Origin of the sequence: Cerasibacillus quisquiliarum (assembly GCF_014202495.1) — a bacterium.
Lineage (GTDB): Bacteria > Bacillota > Bacilli > Bacillales > Amphibacillaceae > Cerasibacillus > Cerasibacillus quisquiliarum.
This window is the reverse complement of record NZ_JACHHA010000002.1, coordinates 288,865-309,363: the sequence shown is the minus strand read 5'-3', so window position 1 is coordinate 309,363 and position 20,499 is coordinate 288,865. Positions and strand designations below refer to the sequence as shown.

Below are 20,499 nucleotides of genomic sequence, written 5' to 3'. Positions count from 1 at the left end.
CAAATGCTTTACTTCATGTTAAGATAAAATAAGGAAATTTGTTTTTTTAAATTGTGTATCAATTGGTAGTAGGAATATATGGAGGAATGTAAGATGGAGCAAGAAGAGAAAAATCGTACAACTGTCATGATTCACAATCGTTCATATACAATAGTTGGTAATGAGCCTGCTTCACATGTTCAACTCGTAGCAAGTCTAGTTGATCAAAAGATGCAAGAGATACAAAAAATGAATCAAAGTCTTGATACAACAAGTTTAGCTGTATTAACTGCAGTTAATACAATGAACAATTACTTAAAACTTAAGGAAGATTACGCAACATTACTCGGCTCCATGAAAAAAGGTAGAGGAAGAGGAAAGTAGAATGATGAGCTTATTAATTATTTTCTTATTAATCTTTGGTATTTTAATGGGAATGAAGCGTGGGTTAATCTTGCAAGTGTTCCATCTCATCGGCTTTATCGTTGCGTTTATTGTAGCTGTATTAAATTATAAGAAGTTAGCTGAGCGTATAACAATGTGGATTCCATTTCCTGGATTGAAAGGCGATCATATATGGGCAGATATATTAAATTCATCATTAGCTCAAGACGCTTTTTATAATATGATTTCATTTATGATTATCTTCTTCGCTACGAAAATAGCTTTACAAATATTGGCTTCAATGCTAGATTTTGTAGCATCATTACCGATTCTTCATGCAGTTAATAAAGTAAGTGGAGGCATTTTAGGATTTATTGAAGTTTATTTACTCGTCTTTATCGTTTTATTTATTTTATCATTGACGCCTATAGATCCAGTTCAAGATATGATAAATCAGTCATCATTAGCACAAACAATGATTAAAAGTACACCTTTTTTATCAGAAAAGTTAAAGGATCTGTGGTTTGTTAGCTTACATTATATCATTAATTTATAAGATGAATGAATATATAGAAAAAGGCTGATTCTTCAGGTTTAATCTGTTAAGTCCTGTTATGGAATGAGTCTTTTTCGTTTAATATGAGAAAATGAGGTGATTGCATTGGCAAAGAATAAGAAAGATGTTATTCAATTGCTTGAAAAAATTGCTCTATACCTTGAAATAAAAGGGGAAAATCCATTTAAAATTTCAGCTTATAGACGTGCAGCTGCTGCATTAGAAGCAGATGCCCGCTCTTTAAGTGAAATAGAAGATTTCACGTCTATTAAAGGGATTGGAAAAGGAACAAATGCGGTGATTGTTGAATATTTATTGGAAGGTCATTCGGAAACATTGGCTGAATTAGAACGAGAAATTCCAAAAGGTTTATTATCATTATTAAATGTTCCAGGGCTAGGTGGCAAAACATTAGCAAAATTTTATCAGGAACTTGGAGTGACAGATGAAGCATCATTAAAAAAAGCAATTCTTGATAAAAAGATAGAAAAATTACCAGGATTTGGTGAGAAATCAGCACAAAATATTTTACATGCGCTTGAACAGGCAAATAAGCGGCCAGAAAGATTCCCCATTGCCACAGTATTACCCATTGCTAATCGCCTTTCTAAGTATTTAGAGAACGGTCCACATATTCAGAAATTCTCCGTTGCAGGTAGTTTAAGACGATTAGAAGAAATGATTCGGGATATTGATTTTATTATTGCAACAGATAAACCCGAGAAAGTGCGTAATTATCTATTGAATATGGATGGAATTCAAAAAGTTATTGCATCTGGAAATACAAAAGTATCTGTTATATTAGAAGACTCACTTGGGATTCAAGTTGATTTTCGTCTTGTTAAAGAAGCAGAGTTCCCTACAACTTTACATCATTTTACAGGTTCAAAAGAACATAATGTGGCAATGCGTCAATTAGCGAAAGCCCGTGGTGAAAAAATCAATGAATATGGAGTTGAAATTGAAAATACGAAAGAACTACTTACATTTCCATCAGAAAGAGCATTTTTTAACCATTTCGGTCTCCATGAAATTCCACCAGAAGTTCGTCAAAATAAAGGAGAAATCGAAGCATTTACTAAAGAAGTACCTGTCCTTAATGTGTGTGACATAAAGGGAGATTTGCATATGCACACCACCTGGAGTGATGGAGCCCATTCATTAGAAGAAATGGTTGAAAGTGCTAGGAAACGCGGATATGAATATATTGCTATTACTGATCATTCAAAGTCGCTTTTTGTAGCGAATGGACTAAATGAAAAACGCCTTCGTATGCAGCGTGAGGAAATTGAAAAACTAAATGAAACATATACGGATATTCATATTTTTGCTGGAGTTGAGATGGACATTTTACCAGACGGACGATTAGACTTTTCTAATGAGTTTTTAAAAGAAATGGATTTTGTTATTGGTGCTATTCATTCAAGTTTCCAACAAAGTGAAGATAAAATAATGTACCGACTTTTACAAGCATTAGAAAATCCATATGTTTCGCTCATCGCCCATCCAACTGGTAGACTAATTGGTAGAAGACCAGGATACCGCCTAGATTTAAAACGTTTAATTGAAGCTGCAGCCGAAACTGGTACAGCGTTAGAAATAAATTCGAATCCACATCGATTTGATTTATCTGCGAAATGGACACGAATCGCAAAGGAGAATGGGGTAAAAATCGCTATTAATACAGATGCCCATAAACAGGATACTTTAGATGATATTAAATATGGTGTCGGTATTGCACGTAAAGGGTGGTTGCAAAAAGAGGATGTCCTAAATACATGGTCAAAAGACAAATTAATGCGGTTTATTAACAAGAAAAGGTAAAGAGGCGAATTAGGATATAAAGGAGTATGACGTATGAATGAACGCATTCACCACGTTTTAGAATTTGATAAGATTGTTAAACGTTTATGTGCTCATACAGAAACGACTTTGGGTAAAGAACGAGCACAACGTATAAAACCGTATACAGAGATTGAGAAAGTGAATGAAAAGCAGTCTGAAACAGATGAGATCGTTCACATTTTACGGCTAAATAAGAACATACCTTTAGGAGGGATATTTGATATAAGGAGTAGTTTAAAGCGAAGCTCGATTGGAGGCGTATTAAACGCTGAGGAATGTATACAAGTCGCTAGTACCATTTATGGTGGTAGACAAACAAAAAATGCCATTGAGTCTTTAGAGATAGATATCCCATTGTTAAAAGGATTAGCGGAAAAGATTAAATCACTGCGACCTTTAGAACAACATATTACCCGTTGTATTGATGATCAAGGTGATATTAAAGATGAAGCTTCTAGTAAATTAAAAAATATTCGCTCAGCAATTCGCTCATACGAAAGTAGAATTCGGCAAAAATTAAATGAATTGACGCGTTTACGTAGTAAAATGTTATCAGACGCTATAGTTACGATTCGCAATGATCGTTATGTCATTCCAGTTAAACAAGAATATCGTGCGACAATTGGTGGTATCGTGCATGATCAATCCGCATCTGGGCAAACATTATTTATGGAACCACGCATCGTTGTTGAGTTAAATAATAAAATGCGAGAAGGTAAAATGGAAGAAAAGAGAGAAATTGAACGTATTTTAACTGAGTTAACTCAACGTATCGCAGAACATCGCCTTGAGCTAGAACAAAATATTGATATACTTGCTAAAATTGATTTTATTCATGCACGTGGTAAACTTGCACAGGAAATGCGGGCTTCACGTCCGACTATGAATCATCACGGATTTATTCGGATGAAGCAAGCACGTCATCCACTTATTAAAATGGAAGAAGTCGTTGCCAATGATATTGAAATTGGAAAAGAATTTACATCCATCGTTATCACAGGTCCCAATACAGGTGGAAAAACCGTTACATTAAAGATGGTCGGGCTTTTCACGTTAATGGCACAAGCCGGATTACAAGTCCCAGCGTTAGATGGATGTGAATTAGCTGTTTTCAACCATGTATATGCTGATATTGGTGATGAGCAATCTATTGAACAGAACTTGAGTACATTCTCATCTCATATGAAAAATATTGTTCAGATTATGGAAGATATGGATGAGCAATCACTTGTCTTATTCGATGAGTTGGGTGCTGGTACAGATCCACAAGAAGGTGCTGCTTTAGCAATTGCTATACTCGATGAAGCTGTTTCAAGGGGAGCTCGTGTCATCGCAACAACACATTATCCCGAATTAAAAGCATACGGATATAACCGAGAACAAGTTATTAATGCTTCAATGGAGTTTGATGTAGAGACGTTACAACCTACGTATCGATTACTTATCGGTGTACCAGGAAAAAGTAATGCATTTGATATATCTCAACGTCTTGGTCTTTCAGAGCATATTATTGAACGGGCGAAATCGCATATAGGGACAGATTCCAAAAGTGTAGAACAGATGATTTCTTCTTTAGAACAATCTAATATCCAAGCAGAAAAAGATTATGAACAGGCTCATCGTATTTTATTGGAAAGTGAGCAGCTGTTACATGAATTAAAACAAGCAGTTGTTATTTTTGAGCAAAAGCGGGAATCTTTATTTAAAATAGCCGAGGAAAAAGCTCAAAAAGCGATTGAAAAAGCACGTGAAGAAGCGGAAATAATTGTTGAAGAGTTAAGAAATATGAAAAGTCATGCTCAGATTAAAGAACATAAGTGGATTGAAGCAAAGAAGGCGTTAGATGAAGCCGAACCAACACTTGTTAAAGAGAAAACAGCTTCTCAAACAATGACTGAACAAGAAGACGTTGAATTAGCTATTGGTGATGAAGTAAAGCTCATTTCGTTAAATCAACAAGGAACGATAGTTGAACAACTCGGTAAAAATGAATATTTCGTTCAAGTAGGTATGATGAAGTTAAAAGTAAAACGTAAAGACTTAATGTTAGTTGGAAAAAGAGAGCAAGCATATGTTAATCCAGTAGCAACAGTTAAAGGAAAACAATACCATGTTAAAAATGAACTCGATTTGCGTGGGGAACGTTTTGAAGATGCATTATTAGAATTAGAAAAATATCTTGATGACGCTCTGTTAGCAGGATATGATCAAGTATATATCATTCATGGAAAAGGGACAGGTGCCTTGAGAAAAGGCGTTCATGACTTTGCTAAATCACACCCATCTATTGACTCTTATCGGTCAGGTAAAATAAATGAAGGTGGAAATGGCGTAACAGTTTTAACACTTAAATAAAATGTGTTCAAATGGGAGATGAATGTGATGAATGGCTTTTGGGAAAATGTTGTAGTCGAAACTGTTGCAAGATATAGTGTTGTTATTCTCTGTTCATTTGTTTTTTTGGCGATATTTGAAATTGTCACATCATATAAAAACTGGGAAGAAATAAAAAAAGGAAACCTCGCTGTTGCAATGGCGACAGGAGGTAAGATTATAGGGATTGCGATTATTTTTCGCTATTCTATTGAGCATAATGATACGCTTTTACAGAGTATAGGATGGGGAACACTTGGCTTTCTCCTATTACTATCAGGCTATTTTATTTTTGAATTTTTAACGCCAACAATTAAAATTGATGAAGAAATAGGAAAAGGCAATATGGCAGTTGGTCTTTTGTCATTAATCATCTCTCTTGGTTTGTCATTTGTCATTGGAGCAAGTATTAGTGTTGGTTAAGGAGAGAATATAATGGAAACGTTAGCGAAAGTATTAATAGTCGTATCGATATTATTTGTCGTTATCGGTGTTATATATTTAATTCAAATTTAGATAATGATAAGAATAAATATTTTTAAAAAAGCATGGAAGTCGGTATAATGGATATACATAATAACAAAGGAGGAGATGAAAATGACTCTTAAGAAGAGGTGGCTTGCTCATTATCCGGAAGAAATACCGACTTCGATTGATTATGATGAAAAGCCATTACAAGATTTTTTAAAGGAAGCTGCTTCAAATTACAAAGAAAAGAAAGCGCTTCATTTTTTGGGGAAAGATATATCGTTTCAGGAATTGTATAATCAATCCATTCAATTTGCATCGTATTTACAACAATTAGGGGTTCAAAAAGGTGATCGTATAGCAGTCATGCTACCGAATAGTCCACAAGCCGTTATCAGTTATTATGGGGCATTATTAGTCGGTGGAGTAGTTGTGCAAACGAATCCACTATACAAAGAAAGAGAATTAGTGTATCAACTAACTGATTCAGGGGCAAAGGTGATTGTTTGTTTAGATATATTGTTTCCAACGGTCTCTAATGTAAGACATGAAACAGAATTAGAGCATGTCATCGTAACAGGTATTAAGGATTATTTACCATTCCCTAAGAATTTAATATATCCATTTATACAAAGGAAACAATACGGTGTTGTCGTAAAACCTGAACAATCACAGGATACGCATGTTTGGTCAACAATAATGAAAGCGGATACAAATAGGTATCAAGAAGTTTCAGTTGATCCGAAAGAAGATTTGGCTTTACTCCAATATACAGGTGGAACAACAGGTTATCCGAAAGGTGTCATGCTGACGCATTATAATTTAGTTGCTAATACACAAATGTGCCAAGCGTGGATTTATAAAGCAAAACAGGGAGAAGAAGTTGTTCTCGGCGTATTACCATTTTTCCATGTATATGGTATGACAACGGTTATGAATTTGTCGATTATGTTTGGTGCTAAAATGGTGTTACTACCAAAATTTGAACCAGAGGAAGTATTAAAAACTATTGAAAAACATAAAACAACACTATTCCCTGGAGCACCAACAATATATGTTGGTATATTAAATCATCCTAAATTAGAAAAATATGACTTATCTTCCATTGAAGCTTGTATTAGTGGATCTGCTCCGTTACCAGTTGATGTACAACAAAAGTTTGAAGCTATAACAGGCGGTCGATTAGTAGAAGGATATGGCTTAACCGAAACATCACCTGTCACACATGCGAACTTCGTTTGGGGACGTCGTGTATCTGGTAGTATTGGCGTACCGTGGCCTGATACAGATGCTACTATCCTAAATATGGAAACACGTGAAGAAGCAGAAATAGGTGAAATAGGTGAAATTGCAATTAAAGGGCCACAAGTGATGAAAGGCTATTGGAACAAACCTGAAGAAACAGAACACGCATTTAAAGATGGTTGGTTATTGACTGGTGATTTAGGTTATATGGATGAAGATGGTTATTTTTATGTTGTTGATCGCAGTAAAGATATGATAATTGCGGGTGGATATAATATATATCCACGGGAAATTGAAGAAGTGTTATATGAACATGAAGGTATCATGGAAGCGGTAGTTGCTGGTATTCCTGATCCATATCGTGGAGAAACAGTTAAGGCTTATATTGTACCGAAGAAAGGCTATGCATTAACAGAAAAAGAACTTGATCAATATTGTCGAAAACATTTGGCAGCATATAAAGTACCAAGAATTTATGAATTTCGCGAAGAACTACCTAAAACAGCCGTAGGAAAGATACTACGAAGACAACTCATTGAGGAGGATTTACAAAAAGTTCAATAAAGAAGTTGACTGCTTTTTATTAATATATATAATAATAGACGAGCTTATTATTTGACTAACAAACTATCTACTTATACACTGTATATGAATGATTGTTCATTCACTTTGCGTTGTGAGCGAGTAAGGAGATTTACGATGAAGAAAAACAGACCGAAATATAAAGCAATTATTGACGGTGCCGTACAAGTTATAGCAGAAAATGGTTATCATGCGTCTCAAGTTTCAAAAATCGCCAAAAAAGCTGGAGTCGCTGATGGTACGATTTATCTCTATTTTAAAAATAAAGAAGATATTCTTGTTTCTGTATTTAGAGAAAAAATGGGACAATTTATACAAAAAATAGCTGATGCAACTCATAAAGAGAAGGATATACAAAAGAAGCTACTCACATTAATCAGGCTACATTTTGAACAGCTAGCAGTCGATCACCATCTAGCTATTGTTACTCAACTTGAATTGCGACAGTCAGATCCTAAGATAAGGCAACAAATTAACAATGTGCTCAAAGACTATTTAGATATTATTGACATGATATTAAAAGAGGGAATGGAGCAACATGTTATTCGTCGTGATTTAAATATTCCACTTATGCGGCAAATGATTTTTGGAACGATAGATGAGACTGTTACCAATTGGGTTATGAAAAATCAAAAGTTTGATTTGGTCAGCCTCGCTCCAGATGTTCATGACCTTTTAATGAACGGTTTATCACCAAGTGAATAGTGTTATTTTTACTTATTTTGTTCCTTACTTTGTTAAAAAGATGAGTATATCATCATTTTTTGATAGAATAACACTGAGGGGGGGATAAAATGAGGTTGCTTCAGTTTCAGTTAGAAGATAAAATTGGTATCATTACAATTAAAAGTCCACCAGCAAATGCATTATCGACAACCTTATTAAATGAGTTAGATCAATTGCTTGATCGAGTGCAAGAAGAACAGCTTGCTAAAGTGATTGTGATAAAAGGTGATGGACGATTTTTCTCTGCAGGTGCAGATGTGAAAGAGTTTACAAACTTACAGGAAACTTCAGACTTTAAAGCATTAGCACAACGCGGTCATAAAGTTTTCGATCGTATTGAAAACTCTTCCATCCCATTTATAGCAGCTATTCATGGGGCTGCTTTAGGTGGTGGTTTAGAACTAGCCTTGGCATGTCATATTCGTATCGTGACGGAAAATGCTAAGCTAGGTTTACCAGAGTTGAACCTTGGTATTATTCCAGGGTTTGCTGGAACACAACGTTTACCACGTTATGTAGGTACTGCTAAAGCATATGAAATGATATTAACAGGTGAACCAATAACAGGCAGTGAAGCCTATTCATGGGGTCTTGTTAATAGAGTGGCGTCAGAGAATGATTTACTAGATGAAGCAATGAGTCTTGCAAAGCAAATTGCTGAAAAAAGCAAACCATCTATTGAACGCATCATGAAATTAATTCCATATGCAAAAACGAGCCAATTTGTTGAAGGTGTAGAAAAGGAAGCACTCCTATTTAGTGAAGTTTTTGGATCAGAAGATGCAAAAGAAGGGGTCCAAGCATTTTTAGAAAAGCGTCAACCGCAATTTAAAGATAAATAATTGATATACAGATTAGGAGGAAATGGAATGAATATTTATGTACTATTAAAAAAGACATTTGATACTGAAGAAAAAATCGTTGTTTCAGATGGACGTATAGAAGATGATAGTGCTGAATACATCATCAACCCGTATGATGAATATGCAGTTGAAGAGGCAATTAAGCAGCGAGATGAACATGGTGGAGAGGTGACAGTTGTTACTGTAGGTGATGAGGATTCTGAAAAACAACTTCGTACTGCTCTAGCTATGGGAGCTGATAAAGCAGTATTAATCAATACTGAAGACGACTTAGAAGAAGGCGATCAGTATACAACGACTGAAATCTTAGCTGCTTACTTTGAAGATAAAGATGTTGATCTTATTTTAGCAGGTAATGTTGCAATTGATGAAGCAAGTGGTCAAGTCGGTCCAAGACTTGCAGAGAAATTAGATATTCCGTTTGTAACAACAATTGTTGGTCTAGATATTGAAAATGAAACCGTTCACATCGAAAAAGATGTCGAAGGTGATGTGGAAAAAGTTGAAACAAGTTTACCACTACTTGTTACATGTCAACAAGGTTTGAACGAACCACGTTATCCGTCATTACCAGGAATTATGAAAGCGAAGAAAAAACCATTAGAAGAACTGGAACTTGATGATTTGGATTTAGATGAAGATGATTTAGAGCCGAAGACAGAAACTATCGATATTTTCCTACCACCTGAAAAAGAAGCAGGACGCATTTTAGAAGGTGAAATTGAAGATCAAGTTAAAGAACTCGTGTCCTTATTGAAAGATGAAGCAAAAGTACTATAAAAATAGAGAGATGGAAAGGAGAAACTCACATGAGTAAGGTATTAGTAATTGGGGAATCACGTGATGGGACATTAAGAAATGTAACGTTCGAAGCGATTGCAGCAGCAAAGAAAATTAAATCCGACGGTGAAATTGTGGGTGTTCTTTGTGGGGATGATAACTTAGAAGAGCTCGCACAAGAACTAATCTATTACGGAGCAAATCGTGTTGTAACAGTAGCAGATGAAAAGTTAGGTCATTATACTTCTGACGGTTATGGTCAGGCAGTTAAGGCTGTCATAGAAGATGAAGCACCTGATGCAATTGTCATGGGCCATACAGCTATCGGTAAAGATTTAACACCGAAAATTGCTAGTAAGCTAAATACAGGTCTTATTTCAGATGTGACAGAAATAAATGAAGAAGATGGCGAGACGGTGTTTATACGTCCAATCTATTCAGGTAAGGCATTTGAGAAGAAAGTTATTAAGGAAGGACTTGTCTTTGTTACAATCCGTCCAAATAACATTCCAGCACTTGAACGTGATGAATCACTTTCTGGAGAAGTAGAATCAAAAGATGTCGAGATTAAAGACTTACGTACAATTATCAAAGAAGTTATCCGTAAAAAATCAGAAGGTGTCGATTTATCTGAAGCAAGTATTGTTATTGCAGGTGGAAGAGCTGTTAAAAGTAAAGAAGGATTTGATTCTTTATACGAGTTAGCAGATCTTTTAGGTGCAGCAGTCGGAGCTTCACGTGGGGCTTGTGATGCTGGATACTGTGACTATTCACTACAAATCGGTCAAACAGGTAAAGTAGTTACTCCAGACTTATATATTGCTTTTGGTATCTCAGGTGCTATTCAGCATTTAGCGGGAATGTCTAACTCTAAAGTTATTGTTGCAGTTAACAAAGACCCAGAAGCAAACATTTTTAACATTGCTGACTACGGTATTGTTGGTGATATGTTCGAAGTGTTACCATTATTAATTGAAGAAGTTAAGAAGATTAAAGCAGAAAATTAAAACTGCAAAAAGATCTAGCTTAATATGCTAGATCTTTTCATTAACATGTATGATTTTACTTGCTTTAAGCAAACTGTTAGGTAAGAAATCGTGTTTAATGATATACTCAGTTTGCACTAGTCAATTTGACAGTAATGATTAAGGAGGATATGTTAATGGCAATTCTTGATGTAACAGATCAAAATTTCGCAAAAGAAACATCTGAAGGCTTAGTTTTAGCTGACTTTTGGGCACCATGGTGTGGACCATGTAAAATGATTGCACCAGTATTAGAGGATTTAGATAAAGAGTTAGGTGAAAAGGTACAAATTGTTAAACTTAACGTTGATGAAAATCAAGAAACGGCAGCTAAATTCGGTGTTATGAGTATTCCAACTTTACTTCTATTTAAAGATGGAAATGTCGTTGACCAAGTTGTTGGTTTTCGTCCAAAAGAAGCGCTAGTTGATTTAGTTAATAAACATGCGTAAATAAAAAACAAATCCCTTGATATAACTTGTATCAAGGGATTTGTTTTTTATTAAGATCCATAGTATGTTAAGATATGAACTTGTTTTTGGATGCGTATTAAAGGGGATTGACATGATGAACGATAATATGAAGGAAAAGCTTCAGCTGATTCCAGAAAAGCCCGGTTGTTATTTAATGAAAGATAAGCACGGAACAGTGATATATGTCGGGAAATCAAAAAAATTAAAAGATCGTGTTCGCTCTTACTTCACAGGGGCACATGATAAAAAAACTACAAGACTCGTTCAGGAAATCAAAGACTTCGAATATATTATTACCTCATCTGAAATGGAAGCTCTTATATTGGAAATGAATTTAATTAAGAAGCATGATCCTAAATATAATGTGATGTTAAAAGATGATAAATCGTATCCTTATTTAAAAATTACATCTGAGCGTCATCCACGACTATTAATTACCCGTCAAGTAAAAGATGATGGCGGAAAATATTTTGGACCATATCCAAATGTAGTGGCAGCAAGGGAGACAAAAAAGTTACTTGACCGATTATATCCGTTGAGAAAATGTAATAATCCACGTGGGAGATATTGCTTATATTACCATATGGGACAATGTTTAGCTTGTAGTGATCAGCCACCGACAAATGATGAATATGAACGGATAGTTCGTGATATTACATCATTCTTACAGGGTGGATATAAAGGCATAAAAAATATATTGGAAGAGAAAATGTACAAGGCGAGCAATGAATTAAAATTTGAGCGTGCTAAGGAATATCGTGACCAAATTCAGCATATTGAAGCTGTTATGGAACAACAAAAAATTATTTTGAATGAAAAAATTGATTTAGATATATTTGGTTATTATTATGATAAAGGTTGGATGTGTGTTCAAGTCTTTTTCGTTCGTCAAGGAAAGTTAATTGAAAGAGAAGTTTCTATTTTTCCTTATTTAGATGAAGCCGAGGATGTTTTCATTTCTTTTATTGCACGCTTCTATATGCATAAACATCATCCAAAACCGAAACGCATTCTTTTGCCGATTGGGACGGAAATAGAATTAATTGAGAAATTGTTGGAAGTAGATGTTCATACCCCTTTTAGAGGTAAAAAGCGGGAACTTGTGGAAATGGCAATGAAAAATGCAAAAGTATCGCTTGAAGAAAGATTTTCTCTCATTGAAAGAGATGAAGAGCGTACAATTGTGGCAGTAGAAAAATTAGGCGATGCACTTCATATTGAAACACCACACAGAATAGAGGCGTTTGATAATTCAAATATCCAAGGTGTTGATCCTGTATCAGCTATGGTTGTATTTATTGATGGTAAGCCAGCGAAAAAAGAGTATCGTAAATACAAGATTAAACATGTTGAAGGACCAGACGACTATGATACGATGCGGGAAGTGATTAGGAGACGTTATACACGTGTTTTAAAAGAGAATCTTCCGTTACCTGATTTAATTATAGTTGATGGTGGTAAAGGGCAGATGAGTGTGGCGCGCGATGTATTAGAAAATGAACTTGGACTAGATATCCCCCTTTGTGGTTTAGTAAAAGATGCATATCATCGGACAAGTGAATTATTGTATGGGGATCCCCCAGAAGCTATCCCACTTTCGCGAAAGTCTCAAGAGTTTTATCTTGTGCAAAGAATTCAAGATGAAGTTCATCGATTTGCTGTTACGTTCCATCGTAAGCGGCGTGAAAAAGGCATGTTTCAATCAGAATTGGACCACATTCCAGGAGTCGGTGAAAAACGAAAAAAGACATTGATGCGTCATTTTAAATCTTTAGAACGTATTAGAAGAGCACAAATAGAAGACATAACAAAATTAGGCATCCCCCAAAATGTTGCTAAAGAAGTGATTGAACATCTGAATCATGAGAAGGAAAAATAACATCATCACAAATCAATTTAGGTGAAATGTTTATGTTTTAAATTATATAACAAGTAGAGTAGAAAATGAAAACAAACAACAAAAGAGATTCCAATAATTAATTGTCATTATTGGAATCTCTTCATTTGCTAGTGATGCTCTATTTTTTCGGTATAAAACACAGTGAATTCGACTTTTCCGATGCGGTCATGTGTTTTAACAGTACATTCACATTCGATTTCTTTTAATTGTTGCATGGCTTCAGCTAGAAACCCAGCTTCCATTAAAAAATCAGTCTTGATTTTTGCATGTAAACGTTGCGCAACAGAATCAGCTAATAAAGAGAATAGAACACGATTTCTTTTTTCTTTAATTAATTCTAATTTCCCCCAACCCATCTGTTCAAAGAAAAAAATAACATCACCTAATGTTTTAATTTCAAATTTTCGTGCTAAGTTCTTTCCCATAAAATAAATAAGTGTATTTTTTTCAGGTCCAAGTAGATCTGTTAATCCTATGTATCGAAGAACGTCATATCCTGCCCCTGATGTATGAATGTTTTTAAGAACAGATACAGATAACTTTTCTTCACTCATGAGTGTCATCCTTTCTCTATAAATAAAGCGTACATAAATAAGTTAATCATTTATAAGTTCTATTCTTATTATCCATTTTAGATGTAAATTGTGCAACATTGATAGATATCTTATCATGCAATAAGACAAAACGTTTGAAAAAAAGGAATAAAATAATTCGTTTCCTTGACGCTTTTTGTTGTTAGAAGTACAATAAATATGGTACAAATTGTACATCATAAAGTGAAATGAGATATAATGAAATGCTTATTTCACCGAATTGTACAAAACATGCCAAACGGATTAATTAAAATTTTAAAACCATTACTTTGAGGGGGGTAGCACATGGCAGAGCATAGAGAATTTTTTTATAGGAGATTACACTCATTACTAGGAGTTATTCCTATCGGGCTGTTTTTAGTACAGCATTTATTTATTAACCATTTTGCTGTATATGGTGCAGAAAGTTTCAATAAGGCAGCACAATTTATGTTTGAATTACCATTTCGACCACTTTTAGAAATTTTTGTTATCTTTCTGCCGATTTTGTTTCATGCTATTTTGGGGGTTTATATTGTTCTTACAGCACGAAACAATACTAGGAAATATAGTTTCGGTCGTAACATCCTATTTTTCTTACAACGTGTTACAGGTATTGTAACGTTAATTTTCATTGCTTGGCATGTTTGGGAAACACGTGTACAAGTTGCACTAGGAAATGTAGAAGTATCTTATAGCTTTATGGAAGGCGTGTTGTCTGATCCATTTATTTTCTGGTTCTATGTTATTGGGGTAATTTCAACAGTATTTCACTTTGCTAACGGTTTATGGGGCTTTATGGTTACTTGGGGTTTCACACAATCACCTAGATCACAAAAAATCGTTACATACTTCACAATTCTTGTTTTCTTAGCAGTGAGTTATTTAGGTATCAGAGCTTTGTTTGCTTTTGTTTAAATTGAAACGGATGTTTGAAATAGAGATGAAGGAGTGAGTGATTTAATGAAAAATCGTAGAATTGCTGTTGTTGGCGGTGGTCTAGCAGGCCTGATGGCGACAATTAAAGCAGCAGAAGCTGGTGTAAGCGTTGATTTATTCTCAATCGTACCTGTAAAACGCTCTCACTCTGTCTGTGCTCAAGGTGGCATAAACGGTGCGGTGAATACAAAAGGAGAAGGAGATTCGCCTTGGATTCACTTTGATGATACCGTATATGGTGGTGACTTCCTTGCTAACCAACCGCCGGTCAAGGCGATGTGTGAGGCAGCACCTGGCATAATTAATTTATTAGACCGTATGGGGGTAATGTTTAACCGTACACCTGAAGGTTTACTTGATTTTAGACGTTTTGGTGGAACGCAACATCACCGTACGGCTTTTGCAGGTGCTACAACAGGACAACAGCTACTATATGCTCTTGATGAACAAGTAAGACGTTGGGAAGTTGAAGGACTCGTCACTAAATACGAGGGTTGGGAGTTTATTGAAGCCATTATAGATAATGGTGTAGGTAAAGGTATCGTTGCACAAGATTTAAAAACACATGAAATTAGAGCATTTCGAGCGGATGCAACGATATTTGCAACAGGTGGTCCAGGAATTATTTTCGGTAAATCAACAAACTCAATCATTAACACTGGATCAGCTGCAAGTAGACTGTATCAACAAGGTGTACGCTATGCAAACGGAGAATTTATCCAGATTCATCCAACAGCCATTCCAGGTGATGATAAATTACGTCTTATGAGTGAATCGGCACGTGGAGAAGGTGGACGTGTGTGGACGTATAAAGATGGAGAGCCTTGGTATTTCTTAGAAGAGAAATATCCTGCATATGGTAACCTAGTTCCACGTGATATTGCAACACGTGAAATTTTTGATGTCTGTGTCAATCAAAAATTAGGCATTAATGGAGAAAACATGGTTTATCTCGATTTATCACATAAGGATCCGAAAGAGCTTGATGTTAAACTGGGTGGAATTATTGAAATTTATGAGAAGTTTGTTGGCGAGGATCCGCGTAAAGTACCAATGAAGATCTTCCCAGCTGTTCATTATTCAATGGGCGGATTATGGGTCGATTATGACCAAATGACAAATATTCCTGGTATTTTTGCAGCTGGTGAATGTGATTATTCAATGCACGGTGCTAACCGTTTAGGAGCTAATTCACTATTATCAGCTATTTATGGTGGAATGGTTGCAGGTCCTAAAGCAATTGAATATATAGAAGGTCTTGATACACATGTAGAAGATTTACCTTCAAGTATTTTTGAAGATCCTGTTAAGAAAGAACAGGAGAAATTTGAAAATTTAATTAAAATGGATGGTAATGAAAACGCCTATAAACTTCATTCTGAACTTGGTGAATGGATGACTAAAAACGTTACTGTTGTACGTCATAATAAGAATTTACTTGAAACAGATGAGAAAATTCAAGAGTTACTAGAACGTTGGGAGAATATTAATATCAATGATACGTCTCGCTGGAGTAACTCAGGTGTTATGTTTACACGTCAATTGAAAAACATGTTACACTTAGCACGTGTTATTACACTAGGTGCATATAATCGTGATGAAAGTCGTGGTGCACATTATAAACCAGAATTCCCTGATCGAAACGATGAAGACTGGTTAAAAACAACCATTGCGATGTTTAATGAAGAAAAAAATGCTCCTGAGTTTAGTTATGAGGATGTTGATGTATCCTTAATCAAACCTCGTAAACGTGACTATACAAAGAGCAAATAATAGTGGAGGGAGTTTAAAGACATGGCAGAACAAAAAACAGTTACCTTTATAATTACACGCCAAGATAGTCCAGACTCTTCCCCTTATAAAGAAACATTTAAAATACCATATCGTAAAAATATGAATATCATTGCTGGATTAATGGAAATACAAAAGAATCCAGTCAATGCCGAAGGGGAAAAGGTAAGTCCTGTCCAATGGGATAGTAACTGCCTTGAAGAAGTATGTGGCGCTTGTTCGATGGTCATAAATGGGCAAGCACGACAAGCATGTGCAGCACTTGTTGATGAGTTGGAAACACCGATTACAATTGAACCGATGAATACATTTCCGGTGGTACGCGATTTAATTATTGATCGTTCAAGAATGTTTGATGCATTAAAACGTATAAAGGCTTGGATACCAATAGATGGAACACATGATTTAGGTCCAGGTCCACGTATGCCAGAGAAAAAACGTCAATGGGCATATGAATTATCAAAATGTATGACATGTGGAGTTTGTTTGGAAGCTTGTCCAAATGTTAACAATAAAAAATTCAACAATAATTTTATTGGGCCTGCATTGCTTTCTTTACCACGTTTATATAATGCGCATCCAACTGGTGCAATGAATAAAAGTGAACGTTTAGAAGCATTAATGCAAGACGGTGGAATTTCAGGTTGTGGTAACTCACAAAACTGTGTCCAAGTATGTCCGAAAGGCATTCCATTAACGACATCAATTGCGGCGATGAACCGTGCAACAAACATTCAAGCATTTAAGAACTTCTTCGGAAGTGACAATGCTCATTAATGATAATTATGACCTTTACCGAACGGTAAAGGTCATTTTTAGGAATTATTTGTAAACGCTTACGTTGGAATCGAAGGGGGAATTAGGATGAAGGTACCAAAGTATATTGAACGTATTGATCGTTGGAAAGAAGAGTTTAATTTTCATATTCCAATTAAAATTCGTTTTAGTGAAACAGATATGTTCGGTCATGTCAACAATGTGTCAGCTTTTATTTACTTTGAGGAGGCCCGTATTGAATATTTAAAGTCATTAGATTTATTTAAGGATTTGCAAGCACCTAAAGCAGTACCAGTTGTATCTGATTTACAATGTGATTATCTTCGACCAATCTATTTCCAAAATGATCTTAAACTATACGTTAAAACTGTAGATGTAGGTCAAAGTTCTTTTGATATGCATTATTTAGGTATTAACGAAAAAGATGAAATTTGTTTAACTGGACGTGGAAGAATGGTTTATGTTGACACTGTTTCCGGTAAACCTGTAAAATTAAGTGAAGACATGAAAAACAAGCTCTTATCATCATAATTTTAAATGATTCGCTATTCGTTTTATTCTGTAAGTAATTTAAAACCGGCCGTTCTTTTATATTGGCCGGTTTTAAGGGAATTGGTCATGCATCATCCATCTGTGATCATTAGAGAAAGGGGTTCATGAGGCTCTATTTAAATTAGAGTTCGAGTTCTCCCATACGAAGTAATTCTATTACCGCTTGTGAACGCCCTTTGACCCCGAGTTTCTGCATTGTGTTAGAAATATGATTCCTAACTGTTTTCTCAGAAATAAACAATTCCTGAGCTATTTCTCTTGTTGTTTTATCTTGTACTAAAAGTTCGAACACTTCCCTTTCTCGTTTAGTTAGAATTTGCTTGGACTTGTACTCTTTATCTTTCAAAAGATACCCCCTCCTTGCTGTCATAGAGCTGCATGATGAAGGGAAATTACTAGTCAATTATATATTATGAATGACTGTAAAAACGGTGAGCACATTTCCGTAATATATAAAAGCCCCTTTGAATCATCTTTTCTTACTCTTATAAAAGTGAAAAATGTAACGGATGACTCATTGTTTTTGCTATAATATAGAGAGATACATATTTTATATGAATGATTCAACGTCTAGACTGGAGGATGCTATGATTCAGGAACTTTCACAATCTAATAATATTGTTTTGCTTTTCTCCTTATTATTAATCACGAGTGTACTCGTAACAAAATTCTCATCTCGTTTAGGCGTACCAACTCTTGTTTTATTCATTTTAATTGGTATGCTTGCCGGAAGTGACGGCTTAGATATTATTTATTTTGATAATGCTAAATTAGCCCAGCTTATTGGTGTGTTTTCTCTCGTTATCATCTTGTTTGAAGGCGGGTTACAAACAAAATGGAAAAATGTAAAGCCAATTGCTGGAACCGCTGCTATATTAGCGACGGTTGGAGTTCTATTTACAACGGCTGTTGTTGCTGTCGCTGCTAAATATATTCTTGGTTTTACATGGTTAGAAGGATTTTTAGTCGGTTCTATTATCGGTTCGACCGACGCGGCAGCAGTCTTTTCCGTGTTAAAAGAAAAAAATATTAAGATGAAAATAAAATCCACGTTAGAAGCTGAATCAGGTTCAAATGATCCAATGGCAATGTTTTTAACGATCTCAATGATTCAACTCATAACTGGAGAGCAAGATGGCATTGTTTCTTTAATTGGCTATTTCTTTTGGCAGATGGGAATTGGCTTGATTTTAGGTCTTGTCATTGGAAGAATTGGTGCGAAAGCTATTAATCATATTAATCTAGATACGAGTGGATTATATCCCCTGTTTACTGTTGCATTTGCTTTTTTGACATACGGCATGACATCATTATTTGATGCAAGTGGTTTGTTGGCGGTATATATTGCAGGGATTGTTATCGGTAATTCTGAGGAATTGACATACAGATATTCCATTTTAAGTTTCAATGAAGGATTTGCCTGGATGGCCCAAATCGTTATGTTTGTTATTCTTGGATTATTTGTTTTTCCAAGTCATTTATTTTTATGGGATAACATCGTCAAGGGGTTATTGATTTCTATTATATTAATGTTCGTTGCACGGCCAATTGCAGTGTTTACTAACTTAATTAAATCAAATTACACATTAAAGGAAAAGCTATTTTTATCTTGGGCAGGTTTACGGGGAGCTGTTCCCGTTGTATTAGCGATTTTCCCCCTTCTTGCTGGATTAGAGAATAGTCAAGAAATTTTTAATATAGTTTTCTTCGTTGTGTTAACATCAACGCTTATCCAAGGCTCAACAATCACATATATGGCTGAAAAACTTGGTGTCGATGATCCACGCGCATCAAAACCAGTCCATTCACTAGAATTAATTTCAATCGGAAAGCCTAATGTGGAAATGGTGGAATACCATGTAACAGAGAAAAATAAAATTATCGGTAGATCATTAGCAGATATTCCACTACCTAATAATTCGCTTGTTAACGCGATTATTCGTAATGATGATATTATTACCCCGAGCGGTCAAACTGTTATTGAAGATAACGATATCTTGTATATATTAGTGTCTAAAAAGAAAAAAGACGATTTAATAAATATTTTAGAAAAAAATATGGATGTTGATTTAATAAATCAAGTACAAGTGAATAATGGATCGGATACATCTACATGATTGATTAAATTTTTTAATCACATGTTATTAATGATTGGATAAGATAATAAAGGTAGGGGAAAGGAATGTATAGTGTTGTACAATGATATACCAGAAAACACAGTTTTTGAATTAGAGAAACGTTTACGTCAAATATCAGTCGCAATTAAAAAAAGAGGGCGAAAGATTTTAACGAATTATCCTATTACTCCATCGCAATTTATAGCATTACAATGGATTGTCGACGAACAAGATTTAACAATTGGAGAATTGGCGAAAAAAATTGGACTTGCTTTTAGCACGACGACTGATCTCATTAATCGCATGGAAGCAAATGGGCTCGTTGAAAGAAATAAGGATGAAAGAGATCGTCGAATTGTTCGTATAAAAGCACTTGATAAAGGTAAACAAATTATTAAAGAAGTCATAGATGAGAGACGTGAATATTTAGGTCATATTTTGCAGTCGTTTACGACAGAGCAAACCGTACAATTAACTGAACTATTAACTCATTTGTATGATACAATGCATGAAGAGAATTAGAGAAAATAATAGAAGAAAAAGAGGCGAATA

The 20,499-nt window shown here is 35.1% G+C and carries 20 protein-coding genes; 18 read left to right on the top strand and 2 right to left on the bottom strand.

What is annotated here, in order from left to right; genetic code table 11:
* Window positions 1-93 precede the first annotated feature (93 nt).
* The 12 genes from zapA to uvrC all read left to right on the top strand — a co-directional run bounded on the left by zapA (window position 94) and on the right by uvrC (window position 13,178).
* Window positions 94-363 carry a cell division protein ZapA gene (zapA, locus tag HNQ35_RS04325; protein WP_146937709.1) on the top strand — a complete coding sequence of 90 codons (270 nt, stop codon included), beginning with the start codon at window positions 94-96 and terminating at the stop codon, window positions 361-363.
* A gap of 1 nt (window position 364) precedes the next feature.
* Window positions 365-919: a CvpA family protein gene (locus tag HNQ35_RS04320; protein ID WP_146937707.1), complete on the top strand. Its 555-nt coding sequence runs from the start codon at window positions 365-367 to the stop codon at window positions 917-919.
* 105 nt (window positions 920-1,024) lie between these two features.
* Window positions 1,025-2,743 carry a DNA polymerase/3'-5' exonuclease PolX gene (polX, locus tag HNQ35_RS04315; RefSeq protein ID WP_146937705.1) on the top strand — a complete coding sequence of 573 codons (1,719 nt, stop codon included), beginning with the start codon at window positions 1,025-1,027 and terminating at the stop codon, window positions 2,741-2,743.
* A gap of 33 nt (window positions 2,744-2,776) precedes the next feature.
* Window positions 2,777-5,119, top strand: coding sequence for an endonuclease MutS2 (locus HNQ35_RS04310; RefSeq protein ID WP_146937703.1), 2,343 nt, complete (start codon window positions 2,777-2,779; stop codon window positions 5,117-5,119).
* A gap of 27 nt (window positions 5,120-5,146) precedes the next feature.
* Window positions 5,147-5,560 (top strand): DUF350 domain-containing protein, encoded by a 414-nt coding sequence (locus HNQ35_RS04305; RefSeq protein ID WP_146937701.1) that lies wholly within the window; start codon window positions 5,147-5,149, stop codon window positions 5,558-5,560.
* Window positions 5,561-5,734: 174 nt separating this feature from the next.
* The gene (locus tag HNQ35_RS04300) at window positions 5,735-7,414 is read left to right on the top strand and encodes a long-chain-fatty-acid--CoA ligase (RefSeq protein ID WP_146937699.1); all 1,680 of its coding nucleotides are present in this window, start codon (window positions 5,735-5,737) and stop codon (window positions 7,412-7,414) included.
* A gap of 135 nt (window positions 7,415-7,549) precedes the next feature.
* The gene (fadR, locus tag HNQ35_RS04295; protein ID WP_146937697.1) at window positions 7,550-8,137 is read left to right on the top strand and encodes a fatty acid metabolism transcriptional regulator FadR; all 588 of its coding nucleotides are present in this window, start codon (window positions 7,550-7,552) and stop codon (window positions 8,135-8,137) included.
* Window positions 8,138-8,226: 89 nt separating this feature from the next.
* A complete protein-coding gene (locus tag HNQ35_RS04290) occupies window positions 8,227-9,000 on the top strand; it encodes an enoyl-CoA hydratase (RefSeq protein ID WP_146937695.1) in 774 nt (257 codons plus the stop codon).
* Window positions 9,001-9,027: 27 nt separating this feature from the next.
* On the top strand, window positions 9,028-9,801 hold the full coding sequence (locus HNQ35_RS04285; RefSeq protein WP_146937693.1) for an electron transfer flavoprotein subunit beta/FixA family protein: 774 nt from the start codon (window positions 9,028-9,030) through the stop codon (window positions 9,799-9,801).
* A 29-nt stretch (window positions 9,802-9,830) separates the two neighbouring features.
* Window positions 9,831-10,808, top strand: a complete 978-nt coding sequence (locus HNQ35_RS04280) for an electron transfer flavoprotein subunit alpha/FixB family protein (protein ID WP_146937691.1) — start codon at window positions 9,831-9,833, stop codon at window positions 10,806-10,808.
* Window positions 10,809-10,963: 155 nt separating this feature from the next.
* Entirely contained in the window at window positions 10,964-11,278 is a 315-nt protein-coding gene (gene trxA, locus HNQ35_RS04275; RefSeq protein WP_146937689.1) for a thioredoxin, read from the top strand.
* Window positions 11,279-11,393: 115 nt separating this feature from the next.
* The gene (uvrC, locus tag HNQ35_RS04270; RefSeq protein WP_146937687.1) at window positions 11,394-13,178 is read left to right on the top strand and encodes an excinuclease ABC subunit UvrC; all 1,785 of its coding nucleotides are present in this window, start codon (window positions 11,394-11,396) and stop codon (window positions 13,176-13,178) included.
* Between the two features lie 128 nt (window positions 13,179-13,306).
* On the opposite strand, the gene HNQ35_RS04265 is transcribed toward uvrC, so the two are convergent.
* Window positions 13,307-13,753, bottom strand: coding sequence for a YslB family protein (locus HNQ35_RS04265; RefSeq protein WP_146937685.1), 447 nt, complete (start codon window positions 13,751-13,753; stop codon window positions 13,307-13,309).
* A 324-nt stretch (window positions 13,754-14,077) separates the two neighbouring features.
* Here HNQ35_RS04265 and HNQ35_RS04260 point away from each other — a divergent pair, with 324 nt between their 5' ends.
* The 4 genes from HNQ35_RS04260 (at window position 14,078) to HNQ35_RS04245 (ending at window position 17,809) form a co-directional block, all read left to right on the top strand.
* Window positions 14,078-14,689, top strand: coding sequence for a succinate dehydrogenase cytochrome b558 subunit (locus HNQ35_RS04260; RefSeq protein WP_146937683.1), 612 nt, complete (start codon window positions 14,078-14,080; stop codon window positions 14,687-14,689).
* Between the two features lie 45 nt (window positions 14,690-14,734).
* Window positions 14,735-16,483 (top strand): succinate dehydrogenase flavoprotein subunit, encoded by a 1,749-nt coding sequence (gene sdhA / locus HNQ35_RS04255; protein WP_146937681.1) that lies wholly within the window; start codon window positions 14,735-14,737, stop codon window positions 16,481-16,483.
* Window positions 16,484-16,504: 21 nt separating this feature from the next.
* Window positions 16,505-17,278: a succinate dehydrogenase iron-sulfur subunit gene (sdhB, locus tag HNQ35_RS04250; protein ID WP_146937679.1), complete on the top strand. Its 774-nt coding sequence runs from the start codon at window positions 16,505-16,507 to the stop codon at window positions 17,276-17,278.
* Between the two features lie 87 nt (window positions 17,279-17,365).
* Window positions 17,366-17,809 carry an acyl-CoA thioesterase gene (locus HNQ35_RS04245; RefSeq protein ID WP_146937676.1) on the top strand — a complete coding sequence of 148 codons (444 nt, stop codon included), beginning with the start codon at window positions 17,366-17,368 and terminating at the stop codon, window positions 17,807-17,809.
* 142 nt (window positions 17,810-17,951) lie between these two features.
* Here HNQ35_RS04245 and HNQ35_RS04240 read toward each other — a convergent pair whose 3' ends face one another.
* The gene (locus tag HNQ35_RS04240; RefSeq protein ID WP_146937674.1) at window positions 17,952-18,176 is read right to left on the bottom strand and encodes a helix-turn-helix domain-containing protein; all 225 of its coding nucleotides are present in this window, start codon (window positions 18,174-18,176) and stop codon (window positions 17,952-17,954) included.
* Window positions 18,177-18,417: 241 nt separating this feature from the next.
* On the opposite strand from HNQ35_RS04240, the gene HNQ35_RS04235 reads away from it, so the two are divergent.
* Both HNQ35_RS04235 and HNQ35_RS04230 read left to right on the top strand, forming a co-directional pair.
* Complete coding sequence (locus HNQ35_RS04235; protein ID WP_146937672.1) at window positions 18,418-19,947, top strand: potassium/proton antiporter; 1,530 nt, start codon at window positions 18,418-18,420, stop codon at window positions 19,945-19,947.
* A gap of 75 nt (window positions 19,948-20,022) precedes the next feature.
* Window positions 20,023-20,469: a MarR family winged helix-turn-helix transcriptional regulator gene (locus HNQ35_RS04230; protein WP_146937800.1), complete on the top strand. Its 447-nt coding sequence runs from the start codon at window positions 20,023-20,025 to the stop codon at window positions 20,467-20,469.
* Window positions 20,470-20,499 lie beyond the last annotated feature (30 nt).